Here is a 22,046-nt window from a genome sequence, read left to right as displayed (position 1 = left end):
CCTGTTTCGGCGGCTTTCGGGGCATTACCTGTACGTTCGCGCCTGGTGGAGAGGCTCACAGTCCGACTCCCTTGCCGCGGCGGATCAGCCAGACGAAGACCGGCGCGCCCACCAGCGCCGTCATGATGCCGGCAGGAACCTCGCCGGGAAGCAGCACCACGCGGCCGAGGATGTCCGCGCCCAGAAGCAGGGCCGGGGCCAGCACCAGGGAGAACGGCAGGATCCAGCGGTAGTCCGGGCCGGTGAGTGACCGGACGGCGTGCGGTATTACCAGGCCAACGAAACCGATGGGACCGGCCAGCGCCGTCGCGGAACCGCAAAGCAGCACAATGCCGAGGGCCGTGACGCCGCGGGTCAGGCCAACGCGCTGGCCGAGGCCGCGGGCGATGTCGTCACCGAGGGCCAGGCTGTTGAGGATGCGGCCGGTGGCCAGGACGATGAGCGCACCCACGGCCAGGAACGGCAGGCCCGGAAGCACCACGGCCCAGTCGCGGCCGGCGATCCCGCCAACCTGCCAGAAGCGGAAGCGGTCCAGGGTGTCCTGGCTGGAGACGAGGATGACGCTCATCAGCGAATACAGTCCCGCGCTGAGCGCGGCCCCGGCGAGGGCCAGCTTGACCGGCGTCGCGCCGTCCCTGCCCATCGAAGCGACGAGGTAAACCACGACGGCGGCGGCTCCGGCGCCGATGAAGGCGAACCAGATGTAGCCGCTGAGGGAGGTCACGCCGAAAAGGTAGATGCCGGTCACCACGGCCAGCGCGGCTCCGGCGTTGACGCCCATGATGCCCGGGTCGGCCAGCGGGTTGCGGGCGACGCCCTGCATGGCGGCGCCGGCGAGGCCCAGCGCGCCGCCGGCGAGAATGCCCAGGACGGTGCGGGGGATGCGGGCGTGGACCACTGCGTGGTCACCGTTGGCGGCGTCGAAATGCGTCAGTGCCTGCCACACAGTGGCCAGCGAAAGACCGCGGGCACCGACGGCCAGGGACGCAGCGACTAATAAGGCAAGTACGACGACGGCGGCCAGCAGCCAGGCAGCCTGCCTGGTTCCGGCCCTCCCACCGGCGCGAACGTACAGCTGAGGCCCTCCTGGCGACCCGTGCGGGGCCCCAAGTGTACGTTCGCGCTGTCCGGCGCGTGCCGCCGTCGTACTTTCCGTCATGGGACGGTGCTTACTTCACTGCATCCGCTGCGGTGGCCAGCTGCGGCAGGAACGTGTCCAGTGACCACGGCAGGCTCAGCGGGGAGGAAGCCGAGATGGACAGCGTCAGCGTGTTGTCCGAATCGGCAACCAGGGCGCCGGTCTTGATGGCCGGGATCTGGCCGAGCAGCGGGTCCGACTTGATGGAATCGGTGGTGGCGGCGTCCGGAACCCAGGTGACGAAGATGTCGGATTCGAGTTCGTTGGCCTTTTCGGCGGACCACGGGATGAAGAATTCCTTGGAGCCCTTCGAGTTGTCCTCCACAACGGACGCGAGCTTCATGCCGATCTCGCTGAGGAAGCGGGGGCGGTTGTCGTTGGCGGTGTAGACGTTGACGCCCTCAGCCGAAGCGGGCTCCAGGTTGCCGTAGATGAAGCTCTTTCCTTCGATCTGCGGGTACTTGGAGACCTTGTCCTTGATGGTGGTCTCGGTGTCGGCGATGAGTTTGGTGGCTTCGGCTTCCTTGCCCAGCGCCTTGCCGATGATGGACGTTGAATCCTGCCATGAGGTTCCGTAGGCAACCTCAGGGTGGGCCACCACCGGTGCGATCTCGGTGAGCTTCTTGTAGTCCTCTTCGGTCAGGCCGGAGTAGGCGGCCAGGATGACGTCCGGGGTGAGCTTGGCGATCTCGGTGAAGTTGATGCCGTCGGCCTCGGAGAACTGGACCGGAGCCTTGTCCGAGCCGAAGCCTGCGCCGAGTTCCTTCAGGGCTGCGTCCTTCCACGGAGTGGAGCCCTGCTCGTTGCCGCCCCACTCGTTCTTGGGGACGCCCACGGGGACCACTCCGAGGGCGATGGCAACGTCGTCGTTGACCCAGGAGACGGTGACGACGCGCTTGGGCTGTTCCTTGATGGTGGTCTCACCGAACACGTGCTTGATGGTGACCGGGAACTGCGAGCTGCTGGAGCTGGAGGTGCTGGCGTCCGACGTGGAGGACGCGGGTCCCGTGGAGCAGGCGGAGAGGGTGAGTGCCGCTGCGGCCAGAACGGCCGTTGCCTTGCCAGCTGACTTTAACAGCGTGCGGCGGGTGGCACTCGGGCCGGAGAAGAGGGGGGAAGTCACGGAACTCCTTAGGTGAATGAAGCGAACCTAAGTAAGGCTAGCCTACCCTCCGCTGCATTACGCAAGGTTTGCGTAACTTAATTCCCGGACGTGACGAAGCACACAGCCCACCGCCCGAAACGCTCTCTCATTTCCTGCAGGAAAAACACGAATGCTCTTGCACCTGGTGCAAGAGCATTCATGAAAAACCGGCAGGAAGTGAGAGAGGATCGGGATCAGCGGAGCACGATGTCCACGGGGTTGGCCTCGGACCGCCACTCACCCTCCTGGCCCGGCCGGGGCCGGATCACCGGGGCGGTCAGGACGCCGGACCGGTTGGTGCGCTTGTCCCGCAGGATCTCGGTAACGGAACCCAGGTGCCGGGACAGGTCGATCACGTTCTCCGGCGCGGCCAGCAGCAGCTGGAACCCGAATTCGTGCAGCGCCTTGATGCCCGCACCCGCGAACTCCTCGGACGCCAGCACAAACGCTTCATCCATCATCACCGTGCCGTACGTGGTGAACCCCTGTTCGGCGATGCCCAGCTGGTAACTGAGCGCGGCGGCCATGATGAACGCGGTGAAGCGCTGCCGCTCGCCGCCGGACATGGAACCGGTGTCGGCGTGCATGTAGACGTCTGTCCGCCTGCCGCCGCGCGGGCCGGTCACCTCGCGGTGCTCCTTGCACTGGATAAACAGGTGGCCGCGGACGTCCAGCACCTCGGCACGCCAGCGCCTGTCCTCAGGGGTCTGGGAGCCCAGCCGCTTCACGAGCGTTTCGAGGGTCTTGTACCGGGCGGTGAGCTCGGCGTCGTCGGCTTCGGCGTTTTCCGCCCTGACGTGCCGGGTGTGCCGGGCCTTCAGCGCGTTCTGGATGGCGTCCTTGAACTGCTTTGCCGTGGCTGGCAGGGTCTGCTTGATGTCCAGTTCCAGGAAGCTGCCCTCATGGAAGTTGACCTCGGACAGGATGCCGTTGAGCGGCAGGATCCGGCTGGTGATGGACCGCCGTTCCTCGTCCAGCAGGTGCAGCAGCGTGCTGAACGACTCGTGCGTGCGCTGGTTGAAGAACTGCCGGAACTCGGTCTCCTGCGCGGGAAGGCCGTCGCTGACGATGGCATGGTAGCGGGATTCGAACTCCCCCGCCGCGCCGATCGACGTGCCGTGGTCCGCGGAGATTGCAGTTCCCCACTCCCGGACGAAGCCTTCAAAGATGCGCGTCAGCCGTTCGGAAGTTGCCTGGCCGCGTGTCTCGGCGGCGTGCAGTTCCCCCAGCAGTTCCGTCCGGACGCGGTTGGCCAGGTTGTCCAGCTCATGCATCTCGCTGACATCGCCGAAATCCGTGAAGTACGGTTCCAGCGCGGTCACAGTGGCGTCCGACGGCGGCGCCTGCTCCAGCCGGGCCCGCGCGGCTTCCAGCATTGAATCCGCGTTGCTCAGCTGCCGGTCGAGTGCCTTGTATTCACTCTGCAGGACGGCCGCGGCCTCGGTGCTGGCCTGGTGCTTCTGCCGCGCCGCCTCGATGTTGGCGCGCAGCGGTTCCAGGTCGGCCTGGGCGGCCAGGGCGTCCTTGAGCCGCAGTTCGATCCTGGCAAGTTCCTCGGCCGCGACCGCAGCCGATACCTGCTCCCAGGGGCGGTGGTCCTCCGCAATCAGCCGCAGTGCATCGAGCTGCCGACTCATGCCCTGGTGGGACGCTTCGCGGCTTTGGGCCAGCTCGGCAGCCTTGGCCAGTTCCTGCTGCAGGTCCTCCACCTGGGTGGCAACCAGCTCAAGCTTGGCGGCGTTGTCGAAGCCGAGGACGTAGTCCTGGCGGCCCGTGAAACGGTCGTCCTTTTCCACCGTGTGGCGGTTGCGCTTTACCACGCCGCCCAGGCTCAGGCCCTTGTCCAGGGTGGCCAGTTCATCGGGGTCCGCAACGCACGGATAGGCGAAATCGAGGGCGATCCGCTCCCGGATCCATTCCCCGGCTTCCGTCACCGCGCCGCTGGCGAGAATATCCAGCTTGGTGAGGAGGTCGCCGTCGCGCACGTCCTCCACGGCCAGCGCGCCGCCCGCGAGCGGCTTGGACACGTCCACGGCGCGCAGGGCCCCGCGGACCTTGTTGTCGTTCAGGTATCGAGTCACCGCGGCGAAATTTTCGCCGGGGACCAGCAGCGTGGTGGCGAGGTTCCGGAGCGCCCGCTCCGCGGCGGGACGCCACTGCTCCTCCCCCTCGGCGAGGTCGATCAGCTCGCCGCCGAACGGCATCCGGTCCTCAGCGACGCCGGTGGCCGCGGCAATTGCCGCACGGTTCTCAATGCTCGACGGCGGCAGCAGTGACTTGCGTGTCTTCAGCGACACGAGCTCCTGCTGGGCAGCCGCCAGCTCGCGTTTTTTGGTGGCGTGGCCATCAAAGGCCTCGAAACGGAGTTCCTGCAGCGCCTGCGAGTCATCCTTGAGCTCGGCCGACCGGGTGGCCGCCTGCTCGTGTGCCTGCTCCCAGCCCTCGGCGGTCCACTCAAGCTGCAGGCCGGCGTCGAGCAGCGCCTTGCGGGCCGCTTCCTCCACCTGCCGCCCGAGCCTCAGGCCAACCCTCGCGTTCTCCAGCGACTGCTCGATCGCTGAGATCGCGTTGCCGCCCTGGCTGTTGTAGTCGGTCTCCAGCTGCCGCAGTTCCTTGGCCAGCCCGTCACGGACCGAGCGTTCCGCACCCAGCTCCTTGGCCTTGACCTGGGCCAGCTCCTTGAACCGGGCGAGGGTCTTCTGGTGCACGGTGACCGCGAGCCGCTGCCTGTAGGCCTCAAACTCCTCGCCCGCCAGCTCACGGAGCCTGTTCGCGTCAAGGAGCGACTGCGCATAGTCCTTGTTCAGCCCGGGCACCGGCGCCAGCTGGTCCCGCTGCTGCCGCACGTCCTCCAGCCGCTGCCGGATGGACATGAGGTTGCTGAACTCCTCCACCACGTCATCAGCTGCGGCGAGGGTGGCCGGGGCATCCAGGACCTGGTCGCGGAAGAAAGTGTTGACGCTGCCGCCCAGGCCTTTCCCGGCCTGGATCACGCGGAGCAGCGGCAGGGCCTGGTCCGAGTTGATGCCCAGGAGCCGGCGGAAGCGCTCCGCGAAGGCCTTGTGGACGTCGAAGACCTGGGCGTCCGGGAAAATCGCCTCCAGCGCGGCCTTGGTGAAGCGCTTCTCCGCAATGTCCTCGATGGCCGGCAGGTCCAGCGGCTTGGTATCAATCAGGTAGAAGCGCCCGACACTGGACTCCGTGCCGTTCTTCGGCAGGTCGAACAGTGCCGACACCGTCACACGCGTCCCCGCCGCGTTATCAAACGTCAGCGCGACTGCGGACCACGTGGCACCCGGGCGCTGGAACGCACTGGCCGAGCCCTCGCCCACCGCCTTGTCGCCCACCTTGCCGCGCATATACGTGAACGTGGTCCGCTTGTCCTCCACGGCACCGCCGGCACGCTGCGCCGCGGCCTCGTTGGACCGCGGCCGGGCATCGAACACCCGCAGCATGGCATCAAACAGCGTCGACTTGCCCACGCCGGAGTTACCCGTCAGCAGGGTTCCGTTACGGTCCACGTGCATCGTGTGGGCCCCATGGAACGTGCCCCAGTTGACCACCTGCACCAAGGCAAGGCGCATCTGGCCGGGGTTCGTGAGCTCGCCCATCGGCAGCATGGTTGCGATGCTCACTTGGCTTCCTCCTCGATGGCGTTGGGGGACGCCGACGACGATGCCGCCCCCGCCCCTTCGCCGGACGGCACTGTTGCAAGCAACAGGCCGTCCGGCTCCGACAGGCCCGATGCCACCCCCGGGGCGGCATCGCCGTCGTCGTCGTTGGGCGCGTCACCTGCTGCGTCGTCGTCCTCCGCACCAGAGTCTGTGTCGAGCTCTATCAGGGGTTCTGTGCCTGCGGGGTCGGCTGTTGCTGCTACCAGGGCTTCGATTTGGGCAGGGATGTCGCCGATGTTTTCGAACGGCAGGGCCAGCGGGAGGGCGTTGGAGATCGTGTAGACGTCGTCCAGGCCGGTGGTGAGGAGGAGTTGGCGGGCCAGGAGCTTCGTAATGGCGCGGGTGACCACGTCCGAATCCCTCAGGGCGTCCTGCTGGCCGGCGGGCTGGTAGTGGGCCACGAGGTCCGCTATTTCCTCGCGGGTGATGGTGGGATCGGTCTGGGCGGTGACGTGGCGGTCCAACAGCAGGCGCAGGCGAAGCAGCACGATGGTCTCAACCCGGCTCAGCGCACGCTGCTGGCGCAGGATGCTTGAGCGCGAACTGCCGCCGATCGCCTCCGGATCCACCGGGCGCAGGACCGCGATCTTGCGTTCGTGATCCAGCTGGAGCGTCAGGAAGAGCTCGGACAGGCGGCTCCGCAGGATCAGCTGGTTATCCAGGAGCGTGGTCCACAGCTTTTCGTCGCGGCCGCCGTCGACATACGGGCCCTTCAGCAGCTTCACCAGCGCCTGGCGCACCTTCATGGAGAGCACGCCTGTGTCGCCGGGGAACAGTGCCGCACCGTCCACAAAGGTGTCCCTGGGTGTGACTCCCCCGGGGAGTGGAGCACCAAATGCCGGCGCCTCAGGAAGGGGCGCGACCTCCTCAACGGGAGGTGCCGCCGTCGTGGTTTCTTCAGTCATCGTCAATCCTTCTTGAGGGTGACCACCGGCAGGAATGCCTTGCGGGTGGTGCCGTCTATCTGTTCGAAGTCGAGGCCGTCCCAGGCGAGCCGGTCAAAGTCCGCGCCTTCGTGGAGTGCGTGCGACAGGAGTGCCCGGATGGAGTTGATGTGCTGTTCGTCCGGCGGCAGCTGGGCCCAGGCCTCGGCCAGCGTAGAGGCACCGGCGAAGGCCGCCTTGATCGCCTCGGGCCGGGCCTTGCCCGTTCTCGGCGAGCGCACGCGGTCGGAATCGCTGAAGGCGATGGGGTCCGCGAGCCTGGGCGGAACGGCAAACTCGTCGGGATCGTAAAGCTTGACCATGGCCAGCGATTCGAACCCGGCGTTGAACAGCACCGGACCGCGGACCAGGCCGGGCCGTTCCCGTTCGTAGGGCAGCGACCGGATGGCCTGCTCGGCCTCGCGCAGGACTTTCCGGAGGCGGACGGACTGGCGGAAGTCGTCGCTCTGGACGTAGGTGTTCAGGCTTTCGCTGAGCTTGCCGTAGATCCGCTGGATCTGGCTGTGCTGGTGGCGGAGCTCAGCCACCAGGTTCTTCAGGGTTTCCCGGTCCTCCGGCGAGAGGTCGTCGGCGAACTGCCGGCTGAGGACCTCGCCGATCGCGGAACGGAACCGCATCTGCTGCTGCGGGTCCTCCAGGAACGCGGTGAATGACCGGAACGTCCTGCCCTCGGGGCTCTGCCGCAGCCGTTTGTCCGCCTCAAGCACCTGCGCCATGGTGGCGCCCTTGCTGAGCGACTCCTCGATGATCTGGTTGCGCAGCTCGCCCACCAGTTCCTCGATCCGGTCGCGCATTTTCTTGTAGTCCGCGGGCAGGCTCGCGGCCAGGTCCAGGATGTTGCCTGCGGCTTCCACGGCTTCGTCGTCATCGAGCAGGCCGTCAAAGTCGCCCGAACTGATGTCCTGGATCAGCTGCTGCCGCTCCCCGATCTCTTCGGCCAGGGATTCCAGCCGGGCACTCTGGTCCGGGTTCGTCTCGTTGGCCAGCTTCTCCACATCACCCAGGAGCGTGCCCAGCCGGGAACCGTTCAGCGTGGAACGCTCGCTGGAGAGGCTGTCAAGGAAGGCGAGCACACGGGCGGCAGGCTCGGTGACCTCGTAGACAATCTGGCCGGACTGGTTTCGGCGGGTCAGGAAATGCTTGCGCGTCCACTCGTCGCCGAAGGACTTCCCGTTGGCCACGCCACCCAGCCCGGGTTCGTCGCGGCGGAGCTGCTCCAGGAAGGAGTCGACGTCGGCATGGAACTCCTCGAGCGGAAGCTGCGGGCGGGTGCGGGTGAAGGACGCCTGCAGCACGGCGATGACCCAGGGAGCGGAGCGGGTCAGCGCCCACGCCGGTCCTTTGGTAAGGAGTTCGAGGTCCCTGAGCCGGGCGCTGATCGCGTCAGCGGATGACCTGGCGGAGCGGGGCACGCACTCTCCTTCAGCTGCTGGGGTGGTTGGGCAGCGCGGATCGCGAAAACTGCCAACTACAAGGTTAACGCAGGCCCCGCGACGGATTAATCGTTGTAGCCCACTCGCCGGGGGAGCACACTGAATAAATCACCTGAAGGGAGTTTTGACATGCGTGAGAAAGCTGCTCTGGTCACGGTACTGGCGGCTGCGGCGGTGATTCTGGGTGGCGCGACAGTGGCGGTCGCTGCGAGCACCCGCACGGGCGGAGACCAGGACCTGGGCAGGATCGGAGTCAACGTCGACCGGTCTTCGCAGATGTCCACCACCACGGGGTCCAGGCAGGACGACGACGACACCAACCTCGCACCCCTGAACACTGCGGACCGGGACCAGGCCGCGAACGCCGCACTGGCCAGGGTGGGCCAAGGCACTGTCACCGAGGTGGAACGTGAAAATGACGGAAACGTCGCCTACGAGGTTGAAGTCAGGCTGGACAACGGTTCTGAGGTTGAAGTGGGGCTCGGCGCCGACTTCGCGGTCCTGAACCAGGCCGCCCCGGAGTTCGACGACGATTAGGGCAAGCGGGGACAGTGACTTCCGCTACCGCTCCGTGACCTACGGGCCGGTAGCATTGCGATCCCATATCAACCCGTTGCGCCGGCGTGCCGGGTCTGGCTGACGGCGGGCGGCAGCCCCTACGCTCGTGCTACTGATCCAACCGAAGCAACGGCGCAGCAGGGGGAAGCATGCAGTTCGACCTAAGTGCAGTGGAGACGGCCACCATGGTTTTCATAGGAACCCTGGTGTTTGCCCTGGTCCTGGCGGCCTTCGTCGTGGTGGCGGGATTCCTGGCCCTGGTCCTGGTAGGCGTGGGCAAGCTGGGCTGGTTCGTCGCCTCCACCACGTTGCTGGCTGTGGTCCACGGAATCAACCATGGATGGGACCGGCTGGTGCATCATGCGTCCACGGTGGAGATTCCCGGTGACTTCCAGGGCCAGCCATCCCCTAGCACCGGAAGCTACCCGCGGGTAATATTGAGAGACAGCTAAAGGGTTCTCCAACCCGGCGGATCCATGGCTTGAACCGGCCATCCCGGGCAGAGGAGATACCCCATGAGCTCCGCCACTGACAGTCCCGCCGCCAGCTCGCCACTCACCGACGCGCCGGACGCAGATGTCCCCGTCGCGTCGGGCAACATCGGATCCGAAGCCACCGCGGCGGATGCCCGTGCCATAACCGAGGCAGCCCGCCAAACCGACTGGGACCGGCCCAGCTTTGCCAAGGGACTCTACCTGGGCAATTTCGACCTCAGCCTCGTCCACCCCTGGCCCACCGCCAAACCCGATGACGTGGAACGCGGCGAAGCGTTCATGGCCCGCATCGAGGCGTACGCCCGCACCATGTCCGGGCGCGTTATAGAACGTGATGCCATGATCCCGGACGAATACCTCAGGGGCCTGGCTGACCTCGGCGTCTTCGGCATGAAGATCCCGCAGGAGTACGGCGGCCTGGGATTGTCCCTGGTGTACTACGGCCGGGCGCTGGCCCTGCTGGGCAGCGTGCACCCCAGCCTCGGCGCCCTGCTGTCCGCCCACCAGTCCATCGGCGTGCCCGAACCTGTCAAAGTGTTCGGAACACCGGAGCAGAAGAAGGAATACCTGCCCCGCTGCGCCGCCGGCGCCATCACCGCGTTCCTGCTCACGGAACCTGACGTGGGCAGCGATCCGGCCCGGATGGGCAGCACGGCAGTTCCCACGGACGACGGCGGGTCCTACCTTTTGGACGGCGTGAAGCTTTGGACCACCAACGGCGTCATCGCCGAACTGGTGGTGGTGATGGCCCTGGTCCCTGCCCACACTGACGCCGACGGCACAAAGCACAAGGGCGGCATCAGCGCCTTTGTGGTGGAAATGGACTCCCCGGGCATCACCGTGGAGAACCGCAACACGTTCATGGGGCTGCGCGGCATCGAAAACGGCGTGACCCGGTTCCACCAGGTCCGGGTTCCGGCCGCCAACCGCCTGGGGCGCGAAGGGCAAGGCCTGAAGATCGCGCTCACCACCCTGAACACGGGCCGGCTTTCCATTCCGGCGCTGTGCGTCGCGTCCGGCCGCTGGAGCCTGAAGATCGCCCGCGAATGGTCCAACGCCCGCACCCAGTGGGGCCAGCCCGTGGGCAAGCATGAGGCAGTGGGCAAGAAGATCGCCTTCATCGCGGCGTCCGCCTTTGCCCTGGATGCCGTCTTCGAGCTGTCCGCCGAGCTCGCCGACGCCGGGCAGAAGGATGTCCGGATTGAAGCCGCCCTGGCCAAGCTGTGGTCCACGGAAATCAGCTACCGGATCGCCGACGAACTGGTGCAGATCCGCGGCGGCCGGGGCTTCGAGACGGCGGAGTCCCTCCGGGCGCGCGGTGAACGGGCGGTTCCGGCAGAGCAGCAGTTGCGTGATCTCCGGATCAACCGGATCTTTGAGGGGTCGTCGGAAATCATGAAGCTCCTCATCGCCCGCGAAGCGGTGGACGCCCACCTGGCGGCTGCCGGCGACCTCGCTTCGGTGGACGCAAGCCTGCAGGACAAGGCGAGGGCCGCCGTCGGGGCTTCAGGGTTCTACGCCCGGTGGCTGCCCAAACTCGTGGCCGGCGCCGGCATGGACCCCCGCTCCTACAGCGACTTCGGGCGGCTGGCCAAACAGCTGCGCTTCGTGGAGCGGTCCTCGCGCAAGCTGGCCCGACAGACCTTCTACGGGATGGGACGCTGGCAGGCCAGGCTCGAGTACAAGCAGGCGTTCCTGGGCCGGGTGGTTGATATCGGCGCGGAGCTCTATGCCATGGCCGCGTGCTGCTCCCGGGCCGAGATGATGCTCCACACCGCGCCGGAACAGGCTGCCGGCGCCTACGAACTCGCCGAGGCGTACTGCGAGCAGGCCCGGGTCCGCGTCGAGGAGTACTTCGACCAGCTCTGGCGCAACACCGACGACGGCGACCACGACCTCTCCCGCAAGGTCCTGGCCGGCGACTACACCTGGCTTGAGGCCGGGGTCCTGGACCAGTCGGAAGGCACCGGGCCGTGGATCGCGGACGCCACTCCGGGTGCCTCCACGAAGGAAAACCTGCACCGCGACTACCGCTAGCAATTGATAAGCATCCTTGTTATCGCAGGTCACCAGTGGTTGAGTTGACCCATGAGCAACCAAACAGGCCCAGAGGACAGCTTTCCGCGGCGCGCCCGGAATGAGAATCTACGGAGTGAGACTGCTCGTGACGAAGCCTTCGCCGGAGGGGAACCCACACGCGCTTTCGACCGGACCCCGCCGCCCTCCGCCGAGCGGGAGTACCGGGCGGACACCCCGGTGACGGATCCGGCCCCCCCGGACCCGAACGTGACCGACCGGCAGACGGCCGTGGCCCGGGAAAAGGAGCAGTTCGGCGGCATCAAGGTGGGCTCAGCCTTCTTCGGCTGGCTGGCCGCCACCGGCATGGCCGTCCTGCTGACCGCCTTCGTGGCCGCAGCAGGCACCGCCGTCGGGCTGGCCAACAACACCGACGTCAACGACGCCGTCAACCAGGTGGCCACGAACGGCACGGTCGGGCTGGTGGGCATCATCGTCCTGCTGGTGATCCTGTTCGTCTCCTACTATTCGGGCGGCTACGTTGCGGGCCGGATGGCACGGTTCAACGGCGCCAAGCAGGGATTCATGGTGTGGATCTGGGCGCTGATCGCCGCGGTGGTCATCGCCATCGTGGGCCTCATCGCCGGCCAGCAGTTCAACGTCCTGGCCAACCTGAACAGTTTCCCGCGGATCCCCATCAACGAAGGCGAACTGACCATCACCAGCATCATCGCGGCTGTTGTGGTGGCCTTGGTGGCGCTCGTCGGCGCCGTCCTGGGCGGGCTCGCGGGCATGCACTTCCACCGCAAGGTGGACCGGGCCGGCTTCACTCCGGACGAAACGTACAGCGAAGGCTAGGCGAGGAGTACGGCGTCCACGTAGTACCAGCGGCGGTCCTCGCGGACGAAACGGCTGGTTTCGTGGTGGACTCCGCGTCCGCCGTCGTGCCGGAAGTGGGCTTTGAACTCCACGGTCCCCTCGGTATCTAGCGGGCCGCCGCGGCTGGTGGACAGGATGTCCAGGCGCCGCCATTCCATGGCCGGGTCCAGTTCCAGCTCCGACGGCGCCGTGTCCGGATGCCACGTGCGCAGCAAGTATCCGGCGTCGAGCAGGACAAAAGCGCTGTACCGGGACCGCATGAGCTGCTCGGCTGTCGCGGCGTCGGACTGGCCGCTGTGGAACCGTCCGCAGCACTGCGCGTACGCCTCCCCGGACAGGCAGAAGCAACTTCTCTGCGTGGCTGGATTCTCGGACATGGTGCTCCTGTCAGGGTGGTCCGGGGCTGCATTCGAGCCTCCTTCGGGATCTCTGTCCGACTATAGGCGGCCCCGGCGTTGTCATATCCGGTAACAGGTTCGAAACAACCCCGGACGCACCCCACCCACGGTCGGCAGGGCCCAAAAATAGTCCGTAAGGTAGTGGAGGGGCTGTTGCCCGTGGTGATGGGTGCCGGCACGGACTCCGCTGCTGGCAGATTGGAGAGGTGACGTGGGAGATTCAACGACCATCGCTCTTAACCTGACTTTTTTCGGAACCCTGGGCCTGGCGTTCCTGATGTTTTTTGGCCTGTTCCTGCTGGTGGTCGCAACGCTGGTCCTGGCCGGCGTCGGCCGCCTGGTCGCCCTGACAGTCATGGCCCTGTTCGGCAGGCTTCACCGGCAGGAAACCCTTCCCCTGGTCCGCCTGACCGGCCACCCTGCGGGTACCTCGTCGGCTCCGGCCGCGGGCACCGCTCCGGCAGGGCACGACGACGGCGCTGCCGCCCACTCTCCCGCGAAACCACAGCGCGCCGGTGTGCTCCACGCGAAAGCCGGTGCCCTGCGTGCAGACCTGCGGACACGAACCGGCGCCGCGCTGACCACCGTGCGCGCCCACAGCAGCGCCGCCGTCGCCACGCTGACGGCACCCCGCGACTGGCGCAAGGCCCTGCGCGCCGGCCGCGATGCGCTGAAACCGTCTGAATTCAAGCCGCGGTTCCGGTACGCCGTCGAGCACCACCCCCTGCTCACGGCGGCGCGCCGTGAGCCTCCGGTGCTAGCGGAAGGCTGGGCCGCGGCAGTGGCGGAAGCCGACGCCCGTGCCGTCGCGCGTGCACGGGCCGCCGCGCCGGAGATCAGGATCTCCGTACGGGACCTGCCCGATCCCGGCGTGCCCGCGGAGAAGGTGGTGGCAGTCGCCCCGCTCGTTGAGTCGGCGCTGCACCAGGACCACCCGGTGCGGGACGTACCGCGGTCCTTCAAGAAACCCTCCGCTCCCGCACCGCTGTCCCCACTGGACACCGGTTCGCTGATGTCCCTCTCCGGACACGCCAAAGTCCTCAAAGGCAAGCTGCCCGCCGACCGGCACTGACCTTAACAAACCGTCATCACCGGCCGCTGCGTTACCCCGTGCTACGAAAAGCGAAGCACTGTGGCACTTTCCTGCAGCGCATCGCCGAATTTGTGTAGCGTCGTGACGATCCACAGCAATCCGCGTGGGGAATCGATTTGTGAGGAGCCGGGGATGAGCCTCAGCGAACTTCGTGTGTTCGGGCGGTCCGGCACGCCCATCAGCCCGCTGACGCTGGGCACCATGAACTTTGGCGAAGGGCCCGGCGGCGCATCCGGCGGCGCCCCCACCGGAGCGGACGAAAGCATCCGCATCATCCACGCCGCCCTTGATGCCGGCATCACCGCGGTGGACACCGCCGACGTCTATTCGCAGGGTGAGTCCGAGCAGGTGGTGGGCCGTGCACTGCGCGGCCGCCGCGACGACGTTTTCCTGGCCACCAAGTTCCACGGCCAGATGAGCGCCAACCCGGCCCACTCGGGAAACTCCCGCCGCTGGATCATGCAGGCGGTGGAGGGCAGCCTCCGGCGGCTGCAGACGGACCGGATCGACCTGTACCAGGCGCACCGGCCGGACTACAACACTGACGTGCTGGAGACCATCACCGCCCTGAACGACCTCATCCGGCAGGGCAAGATCCTCTACTACGGCACGTCGGTGTTCACCCCCGCGCAGCTCGTGGAGGCGCAGTGGCTTGCCACCACCAACCACCTGATCCCGCCCGTTGGCAACCAGGTCCCGTATTCCATGCTGGTGCGCGCCAACGAACGCGATGTCCTGCCCATATCCCAGCAGTACGGGCTCGGCGTGCTTGCCTACGGGCCCCTGGCCGGCGGCTGGCTCTCCGGCGACTTCGTCCTGGACGCCGGCAAACCGCCCGCACGCGTGCACTCCCTGCCGGGCCGGTACGACATCTCCGGGCCTGCCAGCGAGCGGAAGCTGCTGGCGTCGGATTCCCTCGCCCGGCTCGCGGACAAGCTGGAAATCTCCCTGGTTGACCTCGCAGTGGGGTTCGCCCTGAACCATCCATCCATCAGCAGCGTGATCATCGGCCCGCGCACCGAGGAACACCTGAACGCCTACGTCAAGGCTGCGGACACGCTCCTGGGCGTAACCGTGCTGGACGCGATCGACGAACTGGTGCCGCCGGGGACCAACTTCGTGGAACGCGATGCCGGGGCGATCGTCCCGTCCCTGGAGTACGCGGAGCTCCGCCGCCGCTGACCGCAGGAGCCGGCTGCCGCCGTCGTGGTTTTGGAAAGCCCTTACCGTGAGCCGGCATCTCCGCTAGCGTGAAAACCATGGAATTCAGATACCTCGGAAACAGTGGCTTCAAAGTCTCGGAAATCACGTTCGGCAACTGGCTGACGCACGGCTCACAGGTGGAGAACGACGTCGCCACCCAGTGCGTGCGGGCCGCCTTAGACGCCGGCATCAGCACTTTCGACACGGCGGATGTCTACGCCAACACCGCTGCGGAAACAGTCCTCGGTGAAGCGCTGAAGGGCGAGCGGCGCGAGTCCCTGGAAATCTTCACAAAGGTCTACGGCCCCACCGGCCCCAAGGGCAAAAACGATCTGGGCCTCTCCCGCAAGCACATCATGGACTCGATCAACGGTTCTCTCCGCAGGCTGCAGACGGACTATGTGGACCTCTACCAGGCCCACCGGTACGACTTCGAGACGCCGCTGGAGGAAACCATGCAGGCGTTCGCGGACATTGTCCGGCAGGGCAAGGCCCTCTACATCGGTGTCAGCGAGTGGACCGCGGAGCAGCTGCGCGAAGGCCATGCCCTGTCCAAGGAACTGGGCTTCCAGCTGATCTCCAACCAGCCGCAGTACTCCATGCTGTGGCGCGTCATCGAGGCCGAGGTTGTGCCGGCGTCGGAGGAGCTGGGCGTGTCCCAGATTGTCTGGTCCCCCATGGCGCAGGGCGTCCTGAGCGGAAAGTACCTGCCCGGCCAGCCTGCCCCCGAGGGCAGCCGCGCCACCGATGACAAGGGCGGCGCCAAAATGATCCAGCGCTGGATGCGCGATGACGTGCTGGCCGGCGTGCAGGAGCTCAAGCCGATCGCCGCAGAGGCCGGGCTCACCATGCCGCAGCTCGCGGTGGCCTGGGTCCTGCAGAACCCGAACGTGGCCTCCGCCATCGTGGGCGCGTCACGCCCCGGGCAGATCGCGGACAGCGTTGCCGCCGCGGGCGTGGTCCTGGAGCCTGAGGTCCTGAAGAAGATCGACGACGTGATCGGGTCCCTCGCCGAGCGTGATCCGGCGCAGACCAAGTCGCCCGCCGCCCGCGAAGCCTAGGAGCGCAGCACACCAATTCCACTCGCCAAGCGCGAACGTACAGTTGAGGCCCTGTTTTTCATGGAAAACGGGGCCTCACCTGTACGTTCGCGCCGTTGACGGGGGCGTGCACCGCGGCGTAAACCTGTCAGGAGGAAGACCCGCCCGCGTCATCGAGCAGAATCGCACCCGCCATGAAGCAGATCTACAGGCAACGCCAGTCAGCCCGCACCGCCCCGCCCGCAGGTGTTCCCACGTCGGGGCCCTTGACCCCGGAGGAGCTGCAGCTGGCTGCCCGGAACCATGCCATGCCGCTGGAAGCGCTGCGCCGGGACATCACGCCGCCCGGGCTTCACTACGTCCTCACGCACTTCGACATCCCGGACATTGACGCGTCGTCCTGGCGGCTGCAGGTCAAAGGGGCCGTGGAGCGGTCGCTGGAGCTGAGCCTGGCCGCGCTCAGGAAGGACCCGGCCATCACCATTCCCGTCACCCTGGAATGTGCGGGCAATGGACGGTCCTTGCTCAAACCGCGGCCGCTGAGCCAGCCCTGGGTCCAGGAAGGGGTGGGGACGGCGGAGTGGAAAGGGGTGCCGCTGGCCTACCTGCTCGCGAAGGCCGGCGTCCTGCCCGAAGCTGCCGAGGTGGTCTTCACAGGCGCCGACGCTGGAATCCAGGGCGGCATCCGGCATCCCTATGCGCGGAGCCTGCCGATCCGCGAGGCGATGCGGCCCGACGTCGTGCTTGCCTACCGGATGAACGGCAACGAACTGCCGCCGCAGCACGGCTACCCCGTCCGCCTGGTGGTGCCGGGCTGGTACGGCATGACCAGCGTCAAGTGGCTGGAGTCCATCGACGTGGTGACGCACCCGTTCACCGGGTTCCAGCAGCAGCATGCCTACCGGTACCAGGACAGCGCGGACGACGCCGGCACACCCGTTTCGCGGATCAGGGTCCGCTCGCTGATGGTTCCGCCGGGAGTTCCGGACTTCTTCACCCGCAACCGGGTGCTCCAGCACGGGCCGGTGATGCTCCAGGGCAGGGCCTGGTCCGGCCACGGCGCGGTGACCGGCGTTGAGGTGGGGATCGACGGCGGGTGGGTGGCGGCCCAGCTGGAAAAGCCGGCCGGACCGTTCGCCTGGTGCAAATGGACGCTGCCGTGGGTGGCCGATCCGGGCGAGCATGAGCTCGCCTGCCGCGCCACCGATGCCACCGGTGCTGCCCAGCCCCTGGAGCAGAACTGGAATTACCAGGGGATGGGCAACAACATGGTGCAGCGGGTCCGCGTCACCGTCGAGTAGGCAACTGAGAACCGGGGCGGCAGAACAGGTCCGTCAGGACACTGACGCGGACAGAACCGCTGACCGGGACCGTGAGTCGGGGCCTGAGGCGGCGAGGATCAGTTCGGCCGCCTTCTCGCCGATCATGATCGCCGGCGCGTTGGTGTTGCCGCTGGGCACTGACGGGATGATGGACGCGTCCGCCACGCGCAGGCCCTCGATGCCGTGGACCCGGAGCTCCGGATCCACCACCGACAGGTCGTCAATGCCCATCTTGCAGGTGCCAACCTGGTGGTGGTACGTCCCGGCCGCCTGCCGGACAAACTCCCGCACGCTGTCCCGGCCGGTGATGCCCGACGGCGTGAACTCGGCTTTCCGGTACGGCGCGAAGGCGTCCTGCTGCCCGATCTCGCGGCAGAGTTCCACCGCATCCACGAGGGCTTCGACGTCGTAGTCGTCGGCGAGGATGTTGGGGTCAACCAGCGGCGCCGCCGACGGGTCTGCCGAGGCGAGCCGCAACGATCCGCGGGAGCGGGGACGGACGATGCCCGGCGCGATGGTGTAGCCGTGTTCCGGGGCCGCGCCGCCGTCGGTCGGGTAGGGAAGGTGAAGGAACAGCGGCTGGAGGTCCGGGGCTTGATCGTCCGTCTGGTTACTGTGCGCGTAAAGCTGGCTTTCGAGCAGGTTGTGCCGGCCTGCCGCGAGCGGCTGCCTGGCTTCGTAGATGTTGCCGGCCAGGAGGTGGTCGTGCAGGTTTTCGCCGACGCCGGGGAGATCGGCCACGGGGACGATGCCGAGCTGCTGCAGCTGGTCCCGGGGGCCGATGCCGGAGAGCAGGAGAATCTTCGGCGACCCGATGGCTCCGGCCGAGACGATGATCTCGGCGTCGGCGGCTGCGCGGCGGGCACCGCCGTCGGACTGGTACTCGACTGCGACGGCACGGCCGGCCTCCACCACAATCCTGGTGACCAGCGCACCGGTGGTGACCGTCAGCCTCGGGTGGTGCTGCACCGGCGCCACAAAACTCTGCCACGCGCTGGCACGCTTCCCGTCGCGGGTGGTGGTGTGGTTGAAGCCGACGCCGGCCATCCGGCTGCCGTTGAAATCATCCGTTTCCTGGTGGCCCAGCGCCTTGGCAGCATCCACGAAGGCCTGCGCGGCCGGGTGGCGGTTCGCAATGCGCTCCACATGGAGGGGACCGCCCTGGCCGTGGAACTCGCTGGCGCCGTCCGCGTGGTCCTCGGAACGTTTGAACAGCGGCAACACCTCGTCCCATGACCAGCCCGTTGCGCCGTTGGCTGCCCAGGCGTCGTAGTCGGTGCGGTGGCCGCGGATGTAGATCATGCCGTTGAGGGAGCTGCTGCCGCCGAGGACTTTCCCTCGCGGCCAGTACAGGACGCGGTTGTTGGCGTGCTTCTGCGGGGTGGTCATGACGGCCCAGTCGTTGGCGCCGGTCAGCAGCATCGGCCAGCCCTGCGGGCTGTGGATGTTCGGATCGGTGTCCGCCGAACCTGCCTCCAGGACGTGGACGGAATGGCCGGCGTCGAGCAACCGGCGGGCAATGACGCTTCCGGCCGAGCCTGCTCCGATGACGATGTAATCGCTGGACACGGTGGTGGATGAATTGCTGGTAGCCATGGGTTCCTCCTTGAACGCGGCGTGGGGGCAAGCGGTATGCCTAGAACTCTGCTCCGCCGGGCGCCACTCCGCGTTGGCCGGATGCGCACAGCGCTGTGCCCGAGGCGCAGGAAGGTGATGCAGATCACGCCCGGCAGGGACGCTGTGCCACACTGGAATGAGCCCATCAAGGAGGATTGCGGTGTCTGAACTTGCCCTCTCGCCACGGCGCGAGGTGTTTGATGCGTCCCCGCTGGCCAGTACTGAGCGGTTCGATGCCTGGAAGGACGCAGTGAACGCGGCGTTTGTGCCGCTGTCTGTCGCGAGCGCTGAGCCGGGCAGCTTCAACGGCTCGCTGATCTGCCAGGGCATGGGCACCACCCACGTCAGCGAAGTATCCGGATCGGCCAGCCAGGTGCGGAGGACCTCCCGTGAGATCGCGGACAACGATCCCGGCCTGATCAAGCTCGGGCTGCAGCTGCGCGGCTACTCCGTGGTTGCCCAGGACGGCCGGGAAGCGGCGCTCACCCCAGGCGACTTCGCCATTTACGACACCAGCCGGCCCTACGACCTCTACTTCGACGACAGCTTCCGGATGCTTGTGGTGATGTTCCCGCCCGAGGCACTGCAGCTGAGCCGCCGCGACATCGCCTCGCTGACGGCGTCCCGCGTTTCGGGGCGGCAGGGCCTGGGATCGCTGACGTCCACCCTGCTCGGCGCCATGGGCCAGCAGCTGCACGACGGACAGGTGCCGGCCGCCGCGACCGTATCGGATGCGCTGCTGAGCCTGGTGTCGGCGGCGTTCGCCGAACGCATCGACCTCGGCTCCCCATTGAACTCGCAGCGCTTGGTGCTGCTGGCCCGCGTCCAGGCGTACATCTCATCGCACCTGTGCGACCCCGACCTGACCGTGACGGAAGTGGCAGCGGCCCACCATGTTTCCGTGCGGTACCTGCAGAAACTCTTCGAGGAACACGGCGAGACGGCGAGCGCCTGGATCCGGCGCAAACGGCTGGAAAAGTGCAGGCTTGACCTCCAGAACCCGCAGCTGCGGGACCGCCCGGTGTCCGCCGTCGGAATGCATTGGGGCTTTACGGATGCGTCCAGCTTTTCGCGGGCGTTCAAATCGGCGTTCGGGCAGGCCCCGGCGGAGTACCGCTATTCGTTCAGCCCCGCCGGGGCTTCTGTGTAGCAGCTGCCCGGGCCCACCGGCGGGAGCCGCCGTGCATCGCGTTGACCGCATCCCGGACAATACGCACGCCGTATACTCGGTGCCAGCCATGACAAGCCTTCCTTCCTCCCCCGCCAGCGTCCGCGTCGACGCCTGGCTGTGGGCGATCCGCGCCTACAAGACACGTTCCATGGCCACGGCAGCGTGCCGGGCCGGCCATGTGCGGCTGAACGGCAGCCCCGCCAAAGCCTCCGCCACCCTGGTTACGGGCGACACCGTGGTCGTCCGGATGTCCGGCTATGAACGGATCCTGGAAGTGCGCCGCCTCATCGCCAAACGCGTCGGCGCCGAAGCCGCCTCGCATTGCTTTACCGACCACACGCCGCCCCGGCCCATCGCGCCGGCGCTCGGGCTCCCGCAGCGGGACCGTGGTGCCGGGCGTCCCACCAAAAAGGACCGCCGCGAGATGGAGCGGCTCAAGGGATCGCCATGACGGACCTGATCCTGGCCTCCGTGCGCCAGCCCGGCGAGGACTCCGTCTCAGACCTGCACATTGTGGATGGCGTGGTGGACGGGATCAGTGCCGGCGGCGCAATCCCGCGCGGCGCCCGCGTGGTCAGCCTGGACGGGCGCTACGTCATTCCGGGGCTCTGGGACGAGCACGTCCACATGACCCAGTGGGCGCTGCACTCCAACAGGCTGGACCTGTCCGCCGCCGCATCCGCGCGCGAGGCCGCGGCCGCCGTCGGACATCATGTCCACGACGCCGATCCGTCGGTCACGTCCGTGGGCGTTGGCTTCCGCGACGCCCTGTGGCCGGACGCCCCCACCCTGGAAATGCTGGACGACGCCACCGGCAACCAGCCCACCGCCCTGATCAGCCACGATCTTCATTGCGTGTGGGTAAACAGCGCGGCGGCCAGGCGGTACGGGGTGGAGGTTGGCCCCGGAGGCCTGCTCCGGGAGGAACCTGCTTTTGCGCTGACCCGCGAGCTGGGCAACCTGCCGGACTCTGTGGTGGACGCCTGGGTCGGCGACGCCGCCCGGGCGGCTGCTGCGCGGGGCATCGTGGGCATCGTTGATTTCGAGATGACCTGGAACCGCGACGTCTGGCTGCGGCGCATCGCCGGAAGTTTCGATGCCCTTCGGGTGGACGCCGGCGTCTACCCCGGGGACCTGGAACGGGCCCGCCACGAGGGAATGAGCACGGGCCTGGAGCTCGACGGCGGCAAGGGGCTTCTGCGCGTCGGCCCACTGAAGGTGCTCATTGACGGTTCGCTGAACACGCGGACGGCGTTTTGTTCGGATCCATACCCCAACGGCAGCTACGGGCTGCTGACTGTCAGCGAAGGCGAACTGCTGGCGCTCCTGGAGCAGGCGAAGGCGGTGGGATTTGTCCCGGCGGTCCACGCCATCGGCGACGCCGCCAACCGCGTGGCGCTGGACGCGTTTGAACGTGCCGGGATCGGCGGCCGGATTGAACACGCCCAGTTTGTCCGGACGGAGGATTTCGGCCGCTTTGGTCCGCTGGGCATCACCGCCAGCGTGCAGCCAGTCCACGCCCTCGATGACCGTGACGCGGCGGAGTCCAACTGGGGCGGCCGCACCCACCGGGCGTTTCCGCTGAGGTCGCTGCTGGACGCCGGTGCCACACTGGCGTTGGGTTCGGACGCGCCGGTTGCGCCGCTGGATCCGTGGGCGGCGATGTCGGCCGCCACCACCAGGTCCCGGCAGGACGGCAGAGGGCCCTGGCATCCCGGGGAATGCATCAGCCGGCAGCAAGCACTGGCCGCGTCAGCAAGGGGCCGGAGCCGGATCAGCGTGGGAGACCCTGCGGACCTCGTGGTGCTGGATGCCGACCCGCTGGCCGCGCCGGATGCCGTGTACGCCGCCATGCCGGTTGCGGCAACGCTCGTGGCTGGCCGCTTCACGTACGACGGCGGCCTGGTTTAGTAACCCGCCGC

At 67.4% G+C, this 22,046-nt stretch carries 18 protein-coding genes; 11 read left to right on the top strand and 7 right to left on the bottom strand.

The window, feature by feature from the left end:
* Positions 1-55: 55 nt before the first annotated feature.
* The 5 genes from J2X42_RS16080 to J2X42_RS16060 all read right to left on the bottom strand — a co-directional run bounded on the left by J2X42_RS16080 (position 56) and on the right by J2X42_RS16060 (position 8,312).
* Positions 56-1,159 carry an iron chelate uptake ABC transporter family permease subunit gene (locus J2X42_RS16080; protein WP_310166776.1) on the bottom strand — a complete coding sequence of 368 codons (1,104 nt, stop codon included), beginning with the start codon at positions 1,157-1,159 and terminating at the stop codon, positions 56-58.
* Positions 1,160-1,169: 10 nt separating this feature from the next.
* The gene (locus tag J2X42_RS16075) at positions 1,170-2,261 is read right to left on the bottom strand and encodes an iron-siderophore ABC transporter substrate-binding protein (RefSeq protein WP_310166775.1); all 1,092 of its coding nucleotides are present in this window, start codon (positions 2,259-2,261) and stop codon (positions 1,170-1,172) included.
* Between the two features lie 215 nt (positions 2,262-2,476).
* Positions 2,477-5,917 carry an ATP-binding protein gene (locus J2X42_RS16070; RefSeq protein WP_310166774.1) on the bottom strand — a complete coding sequence of 1,147 codons (3,441 nt, stop codon included), beginning with the start codon at positions 5,915-5,917 and terminating at the stop codon, positions 2,477-2,479.
* A complete protein-coding gene (locus tag J2X42_RS16065) occupies positions 5,914-6,861 on the bottom strand; it encodes a DUF4194 domain-containing protein (RefSeq protein ID WP_310166773.1) in 948 nt (315 codons plus the stop codon). The genes J2X42_RS16070 and J2X42_RS16065 overlap by 4 nt, the downstream gene beginning before the upstream one ends.
* 2 nt (positions 6,862-6,863) lie before the next feature.
* Positions 6,864-8,312, bottom strand: a complete 1,449-nt coding sequence (locus J2X42_RS16060; protein WP_310166771.1) for a DUF3375 family protein — start codon at positions 8,310-8,312, stop codon at positions 6,864-6,866.
* 150 nt (positions 8,313-8,462) lie between these two features.
* Between J2X42_RS16060 and J2X42_RS16055 the strand changes: the two genes are divergently transcribed.
* From J2X42_RS16055 to J2X42_RS16040, 4 genes are all read left to right on the top strand, one after another.
* Positions 8,463-8,870, top strand: a complete 408-nt coding sequence (locus J2X42_RS16055) for a PepSY domain-containing protein (protein WP_310166769.1) — start codon at positions 8,463-8,465, stop codon at positions 8,868-8,870.
* A 170-nt stretch (positions 8,871-9,040) separates the two neighbouring features.
* A complete protein-coding gene (locus J2X42_RS16050) occupies positions 9,041-9,343 on the top strand; it encodes a hypothetical protein (protein WP_310166767.1) in 303 nt (100 codons plus the stop codon).
* A gap of 63 nt (positions 9,344-9,406) precedes the next feature.
* Complete coding sequence (locus tag J2X42_RS16045; RefSeq protein WP_310166765.1) at positions 9,407-11,422, top strand: acyl-CoA dehydrogenase family protein; 2,016 nt, start codon at positions 9,407-9,409, stop codon at positions 11,420-11,422.
* A 51-nt stretch (positions 11,423-11,473) separates the two neighbouring features.
* Complete coding sequence (locus J2X42_RS16040) at positions 11,474-12,259, top strand: TIGR04086 family membrane protein (protein ID WP_310166763.1); 786 nt, start codon at positions 11,474-11,476, stop codon at positions 12,257-12,259.
* Here J2X42_RS16040 and J2X42_RS16035 read toward each other — a convergent pair.
* Positions 12,256-12,657 (bottom strand): YchJ family protein, encoded by a 402-nt coding sequence (locus J2X42_RS16035; protein WP_310166760.1) that lies wholly within the window; start codon positions 12,655-12,657, stop codon positions 12,256-12,258. The genes J2X42_RS16040 and J2X42_RS16035 overlap by 4 nt on opposite strands.
* A gap of 232 nt (positions 12,658-12,889) precedes the next feature.
* Here J2X42_RS16035 and J2X42_RS16030 point away from each other — a divergent pair, with 232 nt between their 5' ends.
* The 4 genes from J2X42_RS16030 to J2X42_RS16015 all read left to right on the top strand — a co-directional run bounded on the left by J2X42_RS16030 (position 12,890) and on the right by J2X42_RS16015 (position 17,315).
* Complete coding sequence (locus J2X42_RS16030; protein WP_310166758.1) at positions 12,890-13,750, top strand: hypothetical protein; 861 nt, start codon at positions 12,890-12,892, stop codon at positions 13,748-13,750.
* Positions 13,751-13,903: 153 nt separating this feature from the next.
* The gene (locus J2X42_RS16025; RefSeq protein WP_310166756.1) at positions 13,904-14,953 is read left to right on the top strand and encodes an aldo/keto reductase; all 1,050 of its coding nucleotides are present in this window, start codon (positions 13,904-13,906) and stop codon (positions 14,951-14,953) included.
* A 77-nt stretch (positions 14,954-15,030) separates the two neighbouring features.
* Positions 15,031-16,035, top strand: a complete 1,005-nt coding sequence (locus J2X42_RS16020; protein ID WP_310166755.1) for an aldo/keto reductase family protein — start codon at positions 15,031-15,033, stop codon at positions 16,033-16,035.
* Positions 16,036-16,208: 173 nt separating this feature from the next.
* On the top strand, positions 16,209-17,315 hold the full coding sequence (locus J2X42_RS16015) for a sulfite oxidase (RefSeq protein ID WP_310166754.1): 1,107 nt from the start codon (positions 16,209-16,211) through the stop codon (positions 17,313-17,315).
* A 33-nt stretch (positions 17,316-17,348) separates the two neighbouring features.
* Here J2X42_RS16015 and J2X42_RS16010 read toward each other — a convergent pair whose 3' ends face one another.
* Positions 17,349-18,932: a GMC family oxidoreductase N-terminal domain-containing protein gene (locus J2X42_RS16010; protein ID WP_310166752.1), complete on the bottom strand. Its 1,584-nt coding sequence runs from the start codon at positions 18,930-18,932 to the stop codon at positions 17,349-17,351.
* Between the two features lie 181 nt (positions 18,933-19,113).
* Here J2X42_RS16010 and J2X42_RS16005 point away from each other — a divergent pair, with 181 nt between their 5' ends.
* From J2X42_RS16005 to J2X42_RS15995, 3 genes are all read left to right on the top strand, one after another.
* Positions 19,114-20,103, top strand: a complete 990-nt coding sequence (locus J2X42_RS16005; RefSeq protein WP_310166750.1) for a helix-turn-helix domain-containing protein — start codon at positions 19,114-19,116, stop codon at positions 20,101-20,103.
* 88 nt (positions 20,104-20,191) lie between these two features.
* A complete protein-coding gene (locus tag J2X42_RS16000) occupies positions 20,192-20,575 on the top strand; it encodes an RNA-binding S4 domain-containing protein (protein WP_310166748.1) in 384 nt (127 codons plus the stop codon).
* Positions 20,572-22,035, top strand: coding sequence for an amidohydrolase family protein (locus J2X42_RS15995; RefSeq protein WP_310166747.1), 1,464 nt, complete (start codon positions 20,572-20,574; stop codon positions 22,033-22,035). The genes J2X42_RS16000 and J2X42_RS15995 overlap by 4 nt, the downstream gene beginning before the upstream one ends.
* Positions 22,036-22,046: the final 11 nt, after the last annotated feature.

Source organism: Arthrobacter sp. BE255, assembly GCF_031457335.1.
GTDB lineage: Bacteria > Actinomycetota > Actinomycetes > Actinomycetales > Micrococcaceae > Arthrobacter.
This window is presented reverse-complemented; position numbering and strand designations above follow the sequence as displayed.